At 71.6% G+C, this 12097-nt stretch carries 9 protein-coding genes; 2 read left to right on the top strand and 7 right to left on the bottom strand.

What is annotated here, in order from left to right; translation table 11 throughout:
- Nucleotides 1–2: 2 nt before the first annotated feature.
- The 4 genes from OG917_RS26615 to OG917_RS26600 all read right to left on the bottom strand — a co-directional run bounded on the left by OG917_RS26615 (nt 3) and on the right by OG917_RS26600 (nt 4856).
- Complete coding sequence (locus tag OG917_RS26615) at nt 3–1934, bottom strand: acyl-CoA dehydrogenase family protein (protein WP_328320296.1); 1932 nt, start codon at nt 1932–1934, stop codon at nt 3–5.
- 582 nt (nt 1935–2516) lie between these two features.
- Nucleotides 2517–3350: an alpha/beta fold hydrolase gene (locus OG917_RS26610; protein ID WP_328320294.1), complete on the bottom strand. Its 834-nt coding sequence runs from the start codon at nt 3348–3350 to the stop codon at nt 2517–2519.
- Nucleotide 3351: 1 nt separating this feature from the next.
- Nucleotides 3352–3750: a RidA family protein gene (locus tag OG917_RS26605; protein ID WP_328320292.1), complete on the bottom strand. Its 399-nt coding sequence runs from the start codon at nt 3748–3750 to the stop codon at nt 3352–3354.
- Nucleotides 3747–4856 (bottom strand): acyl-CoA dehydrogenase family protein, encoded by a 1110-nt coding sequence (locus OG917_RS26600; protein WP_328320290.1) that lies wholly within the window; start codon nt 4854–4856, stop codon nt 3747–3749. Before OG917_RS26600 ends, OG917_RS26605 begins: the two co-directional genes overlap by 4 nt.
- A gap of 88 nt (nt 4857–4944) precedes the next feature.
- Here OG917_RS26600 and OG917_RS26595 point away from each other — a divergent pair, with 88 nt between their 5' ends.
- Complete coding sequence (locus OG917_RS26595) at nt 4945–6540, top strand: AMP-binding protein (RefSeq protein ID WP_328320288.1); 1596 nt, start codon at nt 4945–4947, stop codon at nt 6538–6540.
- Nucleotides 6541–6809: 269 nt separating this feature from the next.
- Here the strand turns inward: OG917_RS26595 and OG917_RS26590 are convergent, their stop codons facing one another.
- Both OG917_RS26590 and OG917_RS26585 read right to left on the bottom strand, forming a co-directional pair.
- The gene (locus OG917_RS26590) at nt 6810–9104 is read right to left on the bottom strand and encodes a bifunctional salicylyl-CoA 5-hydroxylase/oxidoreductase (RefSeq protein ID WP_328322196.1); all 2295 of its coding nucleotides are present in this window, start codon (nt 9102–9104) and stop codon (nt 6810–6812) included.
- A gap of 2 nt (nt 9105–9106) precedes the next feature.
- Nucleotides 9107–9934 (bottom strand): enoyl-CoA hydratase family protein, encoded by an 828-nt coding sequence (locus OG917_RS26585; RefSeq protein WP_328320284.1) that lies wholly within the window; start codon nt 9932–9934, stop codon nt 9107–9109.
- Between the two features lie 268 nt (nt 9935–10202).
- Between OG917_RS26585 and OG917_RS26580 the strand changes: the two genes are divergently transcribed.
- Nucleotides 10203–10634, top strand: a complete 432-nt coding sequence (locus OG917_RS26580) for an ATP-binding protein (RefSeq protein ID WP_328320282.1) — start codon at nt 10203–10205, stop codon at nt 10632–10634.
- On the opposite strand, the gene OG917_RS26575 is transcribed toward OG917_RS26580, so the two are convergent.
- On the bottom strand, nt 10606–12057 hold the full coding sequence (locus OG917_RS26575) for an amino acid permease (RefSeq protein WP_328320280.1): 1452 nt from the start codon (nt 12055–12057) through the stop codon (nt 10606–10608). The two genes, OG917_RS26580 and OG917_RS26575, sit on opposite strands and share 29 nt — an antisense overlap.
- Nucleotides 12058–12097 lie beyond the last annotated feature (40 nt).

Genomic DNA, 12097 nt, shown 5'->3' with positions numbered 1-12097 from the left:
CGCTACCGCGCGGCAGGCTCCAGAGCGCCTGACCCGCGCAGGTGCCAGGCGGACCAGGTGTCTTCCTCGTCGCCGATCCGTCCGCCACTGGCGATCGGCACGGCGGCGAGGAATTCGTCCGGCAGGGCAAAGGCATCCACCAGGGTCAGCATGTGAGGCGCGAGAGCGGCAATGACTTCGGTGGTGGCATCGGGGATCGCACGGACGTGGTCGGCGGTCAGCCGACCGTCCGCGAGCAACTCCCCCGTATGCCCGCCCAGCTGACGGAGCATGAACAGCCTGCACAGGTCCTCCAGCAGGGTTCGCGCCACCGGGTCCGCAGCCCTCGCCGCGGCGTCGATGAACGCGTCGGCAGCCCGGCGGCAGGCGTGCATGGAGACCATCTCCAGAGCGGGCGTGGATGCCGCGTTCCAGCGTCCGAGCGGGTCACCCGCCGGGCCTCGGCGCAGAGCGGTCCTCGCCCGGCTCTGTGCGGCGGACTCGGCCTCCACGAGAAGAGCACGCAGAAAAGAGAGCTCGCTCAACGACCGCTCGGCGAGCGGCACATGGGGCAGGTGGTCATGTTCCACCTCATGGCCGAAGATCATTTCAGCCCCGGCCTTCACCCAGATGACGAGGTTGTCGCCCTCCGCGGTGATGCCCCCCTCTATGCTCGACGGCAGATCCGAGATCCCGTTGGCCGGGAAGAGCCCCTGCGCCCCGCACCGCTCCCGGGACTCGATCGCGATGGCCCTGGCCTGCCAGCTGATCCAGCCCTTCGCGACAGCGACCAGACGCTCGGTCTCCGCCCGGTTCTCCGCCGTGTGCCCGGCCCACCGGGAGACGACCTCCCGGTGCAGGAACGTCATGGCGTACGCCATCGCTGTCGCGTCGAGCAGCCTGCCGTGATGGCTGCGATGAGCCACCAACGGCACCCGCTCCCCGAGCCTCGGCCCGCTGATGTGCCGGGTATGGGCATGCCGCACAGCGATCGTCAGCGCCGCCCGTGCCATCCCGAGGGTGCCCGCGCTCATGCAGAGCTTGCCGCTGGTGACCCGGCCGATCGAATGCAGGAACCGCTTTCGCGCGCTGCCCAGGCTGCTGTGGAGTGTCCCGTCCTGATCCAGCCTGCCGTGCTCCGCCTCAAGCAACGCCTCACGCGGTAAACGCACTTGGTCGAACGAGGTGAGGCAGTGGTCCACAGGAGTACCGGTACGGTCCGGAAGCTCCCGTACATGGACTCCGGGAACACGGCCTTCGTCGTCACTCAGCGGCGCCAGGAAGAGGAAGCATCCCTGATCCACTCCTTCGACCAGCAGCCGCGCGGCGACCACGGCGCTCTTCGGACCGCCGGCCAGGCTGGTGTTCGGCATGAACTTCTGGGCGCCGGGCGTGGGCGTGTGGAGGATGAAGCCGCCCGTCTCCCCGTCGAACTCGGCGGTCGTCCCCAGCGCCGCAGCGTCATTGCCGTGGTCCAGCTCCGTACAGAGGAACGTCCCGGTGCGGCGCATCGACGTGAACTCGGACACGTCGCGCCCGGTCGTGCCGGCGCTCTGGTCCAGCAGGCTTCCCAGGAACAGGTTGTAGTGGATGCTCGCCAGGGTGCAGAGCCCGCCGTCCACCACCCCGGTCCACTCGTGCAACGCGGACAGCCGCCGGACATCGAAGGCCAGTTCTGCGGCATCACCGGCCGCGTCGTTCACCAGACGCAGCCGGGAGTAGGCGAGCCGAACACGCTCCGCGGGTGAGAGCCCGGGACGGTACCGGAAGCCCTCCGTGGCGATGAGGTCCCGCCAGGCTCCGTGCACCCGGGCCCGGTCCCCGCCGTCGAAGAGGAGATGGGTCAGCGCGCGGCGCCGGGCGGAGACACTTGCCGCTTCCCGCTCAATCGACAAGCGGCTCCGTTCCGACGCGGCTTCAAGGAAATCCTTGTCGTAGAGGGGCTGCACGGTCACGAAGCACTCCGCAAGAAAGCTTTACACCAGTGAATGGAAAGTTGAAACAAGTGAATACCGGCCGACACGCCTTCTCCAGAGCCGGCGTGGTTTTTTTTTGAGTGGAAGATCACTGCGGAAACAGCTTGAGCAAGAGACCCGTCTCCATTACCCTCGGCGCTCGCGCGACTCCAGTGCGTAAGATGACAGAGTGGGCAAAATGGGAGTTTTAGCGGATACCGCTGGCGAGCAGGCGATGTTTATCCATCGGATCTGGCGGGGTATTCTCATCGACGGCGGTACTGGAGTGACGCAATACATCGTCTCATCCGCCGCACAGAGCGCCGCACCCGGGCGGGTGTCAGCTCTTCCGTCATAGCCCGCTGCTAAAGGGAATAGCCGGACGATTTACCGGCGACAAAGTGGACGCGTGTCATGCCAGTGAATTGAGGGCTTCTCATGCGATCGGGCGGAAACGTCCCGGTTGTCCGCGACCCGTGTGAGGATTCGGCCGTTCGTCAAGGGACGACCGGCCGGCCGTGGCGCGTGGACGGTGCGGGCCGGCCGGCGAACGCCTCGCGCGTCCCGCCCGTGGTGGACCCGTCAGCCCGTGGTGGAGATGAACTCCCCCAGGGCCGCGATCAGTTGTTCCGGCTGATCCTCGGCGATCAGGGTGCCGCTGTCCTCGATCTCCAGGAGCCGCCCCTGCGGCAGCAGCTCGGCGAGGCGCCGCCCGTGGGCCCGGGGCATCATGCGGTCATCCAGCGCCCAGACCACCAGGGCGGGCCTGTCGAACGTTCGCAGGCCTTCGGCGGCCTCCAGCAGTTCCGTCCTGCGCACGCCCAGGCCGTAGCGGCGGAAGTCCTCGCGGATCGCCTTGTCGGTGAGGAGAGGGCGCAGCCATCCGTCGACGATCTCATCGGGGACCGGCCGCCTGGTGAGCGCCCCGATGCCGGCCGGCAGCCGGCGCAGCGGCCTGAGCGCGAGCGTACGGACCAGCAGGGGGATACCGCCCGGCACCCGGCAGGCCAGCACGATCAGCTTGCCCGGGAGCCCCGGCGGGTAGTTGTCGAACGCTTCGCAGGAGATCAGGACCAGCCGGGCGAGCCGCTGCGGATGCCTGGCGGCGACGGTCTGGGCGCGGCCGCAGTCGCTCTCGACGAGGGTGACGTCACGCAGCTCCAGCCGGTCGAGGAACTCGGCGATGAGCTCCGCCACCGAATCCGGGGTCAGCGGTACGTCGGGGCGCATGGGGATGCGGTGCGCGCCGTACGGCAGGGTGGGGGCGATCACGCGGTGGCCTGGGCGAAGGCCCTCGATCACCTTGCGCCAGACGGTGGCGTCCTGCACGAGTCCGTGGAGGAGTACGACGGCGGGGCCTGAGCCGCCGGTGTCCACGTAGTCGACGGTGCCTGCGGTGAGTGCGATCTCGGGCATGTCAGGACAGTACGGCGACTCCGTCGATTTCCACCATCGCCTGCTCGTCCCAGAGCCGCGTGGCACCGATCACCGCCATCGCCGGGTAGTCCCGCCCGGCCAGCTTCCGCCAGATACGGCCCAGTTCGGCGGCGTGGGCGCGGTAGTCGGCGACATCGGTGGCGTACACCGTGACCCGCGCGAGGTCGGCGGGATCGCCGCCCGCGGCGCGCAGCGCGGTGAGCAGGTTGGCGAGCGCCACCTCGAACTGGGCCGGAAGGGTGGCCCCGGTGACCTCCCCCGCACCGTCCAGGGCGGTCTGCCCGGCCAGGAAGACCAGCCGGGTCCCGGTGGCGGCGACGGCGTGGGAGAAACCGGTGGGCGGTGAGAGCTCCGGTGGGTTGACCCGTTCGACGCTCATCGGTACAGCTCCTTGGCGATGATGGTCCGCTGGACCTCGGTGGCGCCCTCGTAGATCCGCGGGGCGCGCACCTCGCGGTAGAGGTGTTCGAGGAGGTGGCCCCGCTGGAGGGCCCGGGCTCCGTGCAGCTGGACGGCGGCGTCCACGACGTACTGGGCGGTCTCGGTGGCGAAGAGCTTGGCCATGGCGGAGCGCTTCGCGATGCCGGGGTCGCCCGCGTCGCAGGAGGCCGCGGCCGCGTGGACCAGCAGACGTGCGGCCTCGGTGCGGGTGGCCATCTCGGCGACCTGGTGGGCCACGCTCTGCAGGTCCTTCAGCGGGCCGCCGAACGCGGTGCGACGGGAGGTGTGGCCGATGGCGGCGTCCAGGGCCGCCTGCGCCATACCGACCGCGAAGGCGCCCACGCTGGGGCGGAAGAGGTTCAGGGTGTTCATCGCGACCCGGAACCCCCGGTCCGGCTCGCCCAGGACGTCCTGCGGCCCGGCCGGCACCGCGTCGAAGTCCAGCGTGCCGATGGGGTGCGGCGAGAGCATCTCCAGCCGGGAGCCGGTCAGCCCCGGCCGGCCGGCAGGCACCAGGAACGCGGTGATGCCGCGGGCTCCGGCGCCCTCGGTCGTACGGGCGAAGACGGTGTAGAAGTCGGCGTCCGGCGCGTTGGAGATCCAGCACTTCTCGCCGGTGAGGCGCCATCCCCCGCCGTCCGGTTCGGCCTTGAGCTCCAGCGCGGCGGCGTCGGACCCCGCGCCCGGCTCGCTCAGCGCGAAGGCGGCGACCGCCCGGCCGGCGATCACCTCGGGAAGCAGCCGCTCCCGCTGGTGCGCGGTGCCCGCCTGGACGAGCGGGTAACTCCCGAGTCCCTGAAGCGCGAGGGCGGTCTCCGCCTCGGTGCAGCCGTACGCCAGGGACTCGCGCAGCAGGCAGAGGTCCAGCGCTCCCGCCTCGAACAGCCTTTCCAGCAGGCCGAGTTCACCGAGGGCGGCGACCAGGGGGCGGTTGACGCGGCCGGGTTCGCCCGCCGCGGCGAGCGGTGCGAGCCGCTCGGCGGCCAGGGCGCGCAGCTCGGCGCACCACTTCCGCTGCTCCGGATCCAGTGCGAATGCGGTCATCCCCGATCCCCTCTATCGTGAACCGTTGACTGTCGTCACGCAAACGATACGCTCCATATGCGATGCCGCCTAAGGGGGCGATCCTGTGATGGAGCTGAAAACCTCAGCGCACGTCGACACTTTTCCCCGCGAGCAGCTGCCGCCCGCCGACCAGTGGCCCCGGCTGCTCCTCGATCTTCCCGGCCCGGCGTATCCGGACCGGCTCAACTGCGGCGCGGAGCTGCTGGACCGTACCGTGGAGCGCTTCGGCCCGGGCCGCCCCGCCTTCCGCACCGGCGCCGGTGAGCTGTGGACCTACGGCGAGCTCCGGGCCGAGGTCGACCGCATCGCGCATACGCTCACCTCGGATCTCGGCGTCGTACCGGGGAACCGGGTACTGCTGCGCGGTCCCACCACACCGCATCTGGCCGCCTGCTGGCTCGCGGTGATGAAGGCGGGCGCGGTGGCCGTGACCGTGCTGGCCACCCAGCGTCCGCACGAACTGGCCGAGATCTGCTCCCTCGCCCGGATCAGCCACGCGCTGTGCGACGTACGCTCCGTCGACGACCTGGCCAAGGCGCAGGCCCCCGGGCTGCGGATCACCACCTACGGCGGCGAGGCGCCCGGGGATCTGCTGCGGCTGGCCGCGGACCGGCCGGATGTGTACGAAGCCGTCGCGACCTCCTGCGACGACGTGGCGCTGATCGCCTTCACCTCGGGCACCACCGGCCGGCCGAAGGGCTGTATGCACTTCCACCGCGATGTGCTGGCCGTCGCGGACACCTTCGCGCGACATGTGCTGAAGCCCCGGCCCGACGACGTCTTCGCGGGCAGCCCGCCCCTCGGATTCACCTTCGGCCTGGGCGGTCTGGTGCTCTTCCCGCTGCGCGCGGGGGCCTGCGCCGTGCTGCTGGAGCGGTCCGGCCCGCGCGAGCTGCTGCCGGCACTCGCAAGACACCGGGTGTCGGTGCTGTTCACGGCGCCGACCGCGTACCGCACGATGCTGGCGGGGCTCGACGCGTACGACGTCACCGCGCTGCGGCGCTGCGTCTCGGCCGGGGAGAACCTGCCCGCGGCCACCTGGCACGCCTGGCACCGGCGGACCGGGCTGCGCATCATCAACGGCATCGGCGCCACGGAGCTCCTGCACATATTCGTCTCGGCGGCGGACGGGGCGGCCCGCCCCGGGACGACGGGGGTTCCGGTGCCCGGCTGGCAGGCGCGGGTGGTGGACGGCGCCGGGTGCCCGGTGCCGGACGGCGAGCCCGGGCTGCTCGCGGTGCGCGGCCCGGTGGGCTGCCGCTACCTGGCCGGCGCGCGCCAGTCGGAGTACGTACGGGACGGCTGGAACATCACCGGCGATACGTATCTGCGCGACCGGGACGGCTACTTCACCTATGTGGCGCGCGCCGACGACATGATCATCTCCAGCGGCTACAACATCGCGGGCCCCGAGGTCGAGGAGGCGCTGCTCCGTCACCCGGACGTCCTGGAGGCGGCGGTGGTGGGCCGCCCCGACGCCGGGCGCGGGCAGGTGGTGGTGGCGCATGTGGTGCTGCGCGAGGGGGCGGCGCGGGAGGCTGAGCCGTTGCGCGCGTTCGTGAAGGCCGAGCTGGCCCCGCACAAGTGCCCCCGGGAGGTGGTGTTCGCCGAGGCCCTGCCACGCACCGGGACGGGAAAGCTCCAGCGGTTCCGGCTGGGGTGAGCGGGGTGCGGGCGGCCCCTCCCGGAAACCCGGGTGCCCCGCAGGCTCGCAGCCCCGCACCATGTGCCGCATGACATGGCCCCTCACCCGCGGCCCCGACGCCTTTCTCACCACCGCGGGGCCGGCCGCCGACACGCACCCCCGTGCCGTCACCCGCGCGTGCCTTCGGGGAGTGTGGGGTGACCACCGTCAGCGCCGAACGGTCCGTGCCGATGACTTCACAGCGCCCTGGCCCGGCCGGGTCATCGTCACCAGGACGGCCGCCTCCGTCATCCGAGTGTGAGCCTCGGCCTCGGTGCGTCCGTCCTGCCCGTCCTGGGGGCACGGCTGCCCGCCCGGTACGGGAGGGGCCAGGGTGCGGCCGGGCCCTCGTAGCCCTGGTCCGCTGCCGCGTGCAGGGTCCACTGCGGGTCGTACAGGTGCGGGCGGGCCAGCGCGCAGAGGTCCGTACGGCCGGCCAGCAACAGCGAGTTGACGTCGTCCCAGGAGGAGATCGCCCCCACCGCGATCACCGGGACGCCCAGTCCGTTGCGGATGCGGTCGGCGAACGGGGTCTGGTAGGAGCGGCCGTACGCGGGCTTCTCGCCGGGGACGACCTGTCCCGTCGAGACGTCGATCGCGTCCGCCCCGTGCGCGGCGAACGCGCGGGCGATCCCGACCGCCTCGTCGGGCGTCGTGCCGCCGGGCGCCCAGTCGGCTGCCGAGATCCGCACCGTCATCGGCCGGCCGCCGGGCCAGACGGCCCGGACCGCGTCGAAGACCTCCAGCGGGAAGCGTAGCCGGCCCCGGAGGGAGCCTCCGTACCCGTCGGTGCGCAGATTGGTGAGCGGGGAGAGGAAGCCGGAGAGCAGATAGCCGTGCGCACAGTGCAGTTCGAGGAGGTCGAAGCCCGCCGAAGCGGCGCGGCGGGCGGCCGCGGTGAACTGCTCGCGCACCGCGGCGAGCCCGGCAGCGCCGAGCTCCGCCGGGACCTGGCTGACGCCCGGCCGGTAGGGAAGCGGGGAGGCCGCCGACAGGGGCCAGTTGCCGTACGGGAGGGGCTCGTCCATCCCGTCCCACATGAGGCGGGTGGAGCCCTTGCGGCCGGAGTGCCCGAGCTGGACACCGATGGCGGTGCCGGGCGACTGCTCGTGCACGAAGGAGGTGATACGCCGCCAGGCCATGGCCTGTTCGCCGGTGTAGAGGCCGGCGCAGCCGGGGGTGATACGGCCCTCGTGGCTCACGCACACCATCTCGGTCATCACGAGCCCGGCGCCGCCGAGGGCGCGGGCACCCAGGTGGACGAGGTGGAAGTCGCCGGGGACGCCGTCGTGCGCCGAGTACATGTCCATGGGCGACACGACGACCCGGTTGCGCAGTTCGAGGCCGCGCAGCCGCAGCGGCGTGAACATGGGGGGTGTGCCGTCCCGGCAGCCGAAGTCGCGTTCCACCGTGTCCGTGAAGGCGGTGTCGCGCAGCCGCAGGTTTCCGTGCGTGACACGCCGGCTCCGGGTCAGCAGGTTGAAGGCGAACTGCCGCGGCGGCTGGCCGAGATACGTCTCCAGCTGCTCGAACCACTCCAGACTGGCTGCGGCAGCCCGCTGGGTGGAGGCCACGACCGGGCGGCGCTCGCTCTCGTACGCGGCCAGGGCCGACGGCAGGTCGGGGTGTTCCCCGATGTTCGCCGCCAGCGTGAGGGCGTCCTCGACGGCGAGCTTGGTGCCGGAGCCGATGGAGAAGTGCGCGGTGTGGGCCGCGTCACCGATCAGCACCGTGTTCCCGTGCGACCAGCGGTCGTTGACGACGGTGCGGAAAGCCGTCCAGGTGGAGTTGTTGCCGGTGAGGGGCTGTCCGCCGAGGGCGCCGGCGAAGATCCGGGCGCACCGCGCGGTGGACTCCCGCTCGTCGCAGTGGTCGAGGCCGGCGGCGCGCCAGACCTCCTCGCGCATCTCGATGATGACGGTGGAGGCCCTGGGGCCGTACGGGTAGCCGTGCAGCTGCATCACCCCGTGCTCGGTCTCGGCGATCTCGAAGCGGAAGGCGTCGAAGGCGAAGGGCGCGGAGAGCCAGATGTAGCGGCAGCGGTGGGTGGTGACGCGAGGGGCGAAGACCTCGGCGTACGCCCGGCGGGTGGCGCTGTGGAGGCCGTCCGCGGCGACCACCAGGTCGTGGGTCGCCGCCAGTTCGTCCGGCGGCGGCGCCTCGGTGCGGAAGCGGATGCGCACGCCGAGGGAGCGGCAGCGCTCGTGCAGGATCTCCAGCAGCCTGCGCCGGCCGAGGGCGGCGAAGCCGTGGCCGCCCGAGGTCAGGGTCGTACCGCGGTGGACGATGTCGATGTCGTCCCAGCGTACGAACTCCTCCTGCAGCGCGCGGTGGACGGCCGGGTCCCCCTGTTCGATGCCGCCGAGGGTCTCGTCGGAGAGGACGACACCGAAGCCGAAGGTGTCGTCGGGGGCGTTGCGCTCCCAGACGGTGACGGACCTGGCGGGGTCGAGCCGCTTGAGGAGGGCCGCCGCGTAGAGACCGCCGGGACCGCCGCCGACCACCGCGACCCGCAGGGCGCGCGGCCCCGCTCCGGCCGCCATGGCTACCTGCCCTGCCACTTCGGGGGCCGTTTCTCGGTGAAGGCGGCATGGAACTCGGCGTAGTCCCGGCCGTTCATGAGCAGTGCCTGGGTGGTGGCGTCGAGCTCGACCGCGGCGGCGAGCGGCATGTCGAGCTCGGCGGTGAGCAGCGCCTTGGTCTGCGCGTACGCCAGTGCCGGCCCCTCGGCGAGCCGCCGGGCCAGCGCGGCGGCCCGCTCGTCGGCCAGGCCCTCTTCGGCCAGGTCGCTGATGAGACCGATCCGCTCGGCCTCGGGTGCCAGGACCGGCTCCCCCAGCATCAGCAGCCGGGTCGCGTGCCCGAGGCCCACGACGCGCGGCAGCAGATAGGCGGCGCCCATGTCACCGCCGGACAGTCCCACCCGGGTGAAGAGGAACGCGAAACGGGCGGTCGGGTCGGCGACCCGGAAGTCCGCGGCCAGCGCGAGGACCGCGCCCGCGCCCGCGGCGACCCCGTGCACGGCGGCGATCACCGGGAAGGGGCATTCGCGCAGCGCCCGGACGACCTGTCCGGTCATCCGGTTGAAGTCGAGGAGCTGGGCGGTGTCCAGGGCAAGGGTGGCGCCGATGATCTCCTCGACGTCACCGCCCGAGCAGAATCCGCGGCCCTCACCGGCGAGGACCAGCGCCCGCACCGAACGCTCGCGGGACAGCTCGGCCAGCAGATCGCGCAGATCGGCGTAGGCACCGAAGGTGAGGGCGTTGAGCTTCCCCGGGCGCGCGAAGGTGACGGTCACTACCCCGTCCTGTCTGGTCACCCGGAGGTGCTCCCAGTGCTCCACGCGTGCTGCCGAGCCGGTAAAGGGGCTCATGGGGTGCGGCCTCCTTCGGTCGGGGGACTCGTCCGGAGACCGGCCGGAGACCCGGGGGAAGAGCGGCTTGCACCCTCAAATTATCACTCCTCCGTGACTACCGTCACGAGTGCGCGATACACCAAATGGACGGGCTTGCGGGCGGAAGACCCGTCAGAATGTGGCGCACGTCCCTTTTCCTCCCGGCCGCCGCCTCTACTCGCAACGCCTCCGGCTCCGTATCGTTGAAATCAGGACAACCCCCTCCACACCGATCGGAACACCAGCCGTGCCGGACACCTCGCGCCCCGCCTCATGGCGCATCGCGCTGCCGCACACCGCGGCCGCGGTGCCGATAGCGCGCGCCCTGATCCGCACGGTGCTCGCCGACCTGGAGGGCGAGGAAGCGGCGGACAGCGACACGGCGGAACTCCTCACATCCGAGCTGGTCGCCAACGCCGTGGAGCACACGAGCGGCGAGGACCCCATCGAGCTGGTCGTCGAGGTCCTGCACGCCGGCTGCCAGGTCGAGGTGCACGACCGGGACCCGGCCCCGCCCGGCGGTCTTGTCCACACACCGCCGGCCGGTCCGCCCGACCCCTGGCAGGAGCACGGCCGCGGCCTGCTGCTCATCCGGACGCTCAGCTCGTCCTACGGCCACCGTCCCACCGAGCACGGCAAGGCCATCTGGTTCACACTGCCGGCGGGGCCTGCGTACTGAGCCGGGAGCGGCGGCGCCCGTAGCCCGCGTAGACGGCGGCGCCGGCCACCAGGAAGACCGCGAACTGCAACCAGGTCCGCCACCCGGTCCCGTACATGAGATACACGCAGAACCCGACACCCAGGACCGGGCTGACGGGGAAGAGCGGCACCCTGAAGGTACGGGGGAGCTCCGGATGGCTGCGGCGCAGCGCGACGACGGCGACGTTCACCGCGACCATGGTGGCCAGCGCCCCGATGGTCGTCAGGTTCACCACGACGTCGAGCGAGGCGAACGCGGCCGGGACCGCGACGACCGTCGCGACGATCCAGGTGTTGGCGACCGGCGTCGAGGTCTTCGGCGAGACCTTCTCGAAGACCGCGGGGATCAGACCGTCGCGGGACATCGACATCAGGATGCGGGTCTGCCCGTACATCACGGCGAGCACCACCGAGGCGATGGCGACTACCGCGCCGAAGGCGATGACGCCGCCGCCGACCGACGATCCGGTGACCTGGTTGACGATCAGGGAGAGCGCGGCGGGCCGGTCGGCGACGGAGCGCGCGCCGAACGCCCCGATGGCCGCCACGGCCACCGCGCAGTAGAGCACCGTGACGATGCCGATACAGATCATGATCGCGAGCGGGATGTTGCGCCGCGGGTTCCTGACCTCCTCACCGGCCGTCGTGATCGCGTCGAACCCGATGTACGAGAAGAAGGCGATCGAGGCGCCGGAGGTGATGCCGCCGATGCCGTCGGCCGCGAACGGCACCAGGTGGCCGTCCCGGAACGCGGTGAAGGCGACGGCGCAGAAGACCAGCAGGATGCCGATCTTCAGGACGGCCATCGCCGCCGTGGCACGTGCGCTCTCCCGCACGCCCCGCACCAGCAGCGCGGCGGCGAGCCCGACCACGACCACGGCGGGCAGGTTGATCACTCCGCCGTCGCCGGGGCCGCTGGAGACCACGGCGGGCAGTTGCCATCCCACGAGGCTGTTCAGCAGTTCGTTGAGGTACTGGCTCCAGCCGACGGCGACCGCGCTCACCGAGATCCCGTATTCGAGCAGCAGACACCAGCCGACGAGGAAGGCGGTGCGCTCGCCGAGGGTGGCGTACGCGAAGGAGTACGAGCTGCCGGACACCGGGATGGCGCCGCCCAGCTCCGCGAAGGAGAACGCCGTGAAGACGCAGGTCACGGCGGCGAGCACGAACGAGACGATGACCGCGGGCCCCGCCTTGGCCACGGTGTCGGAGAGACCGACGAAGATCCCGGTTCCGACGATGGCCCCGACGCCGAAGCACACCAGCTGGAAGAGCCCCATGGTGCGGCGCAGGCCGTGCCCCTCCAGATCCGCGCCGGATTCGGCGATCAGGAGTTCGGGGGACTTGACGCGGAGCCCCTGCGGGCGGGGCGGACGCGGAGCCGGGAGGCGGGGGGAACGCATGGAGGCGGGTCTCTTTCCGGACGTGCGCGGACAGCGCACA

The organism is Streptomyces sp. NBC_00388 (assembly GCF_036061255.1).
Taxonomy (GTDB): domain Bacteria; phylum Actinomycetota; class Actinomycetes; order Streptomycetales; family Streptomycetaceae; genus Streptomyces.
Note: the sequence above shows the minus strand (reverse complement) of the source record. Positions and strands in the feature narration are given on the sequence as shown.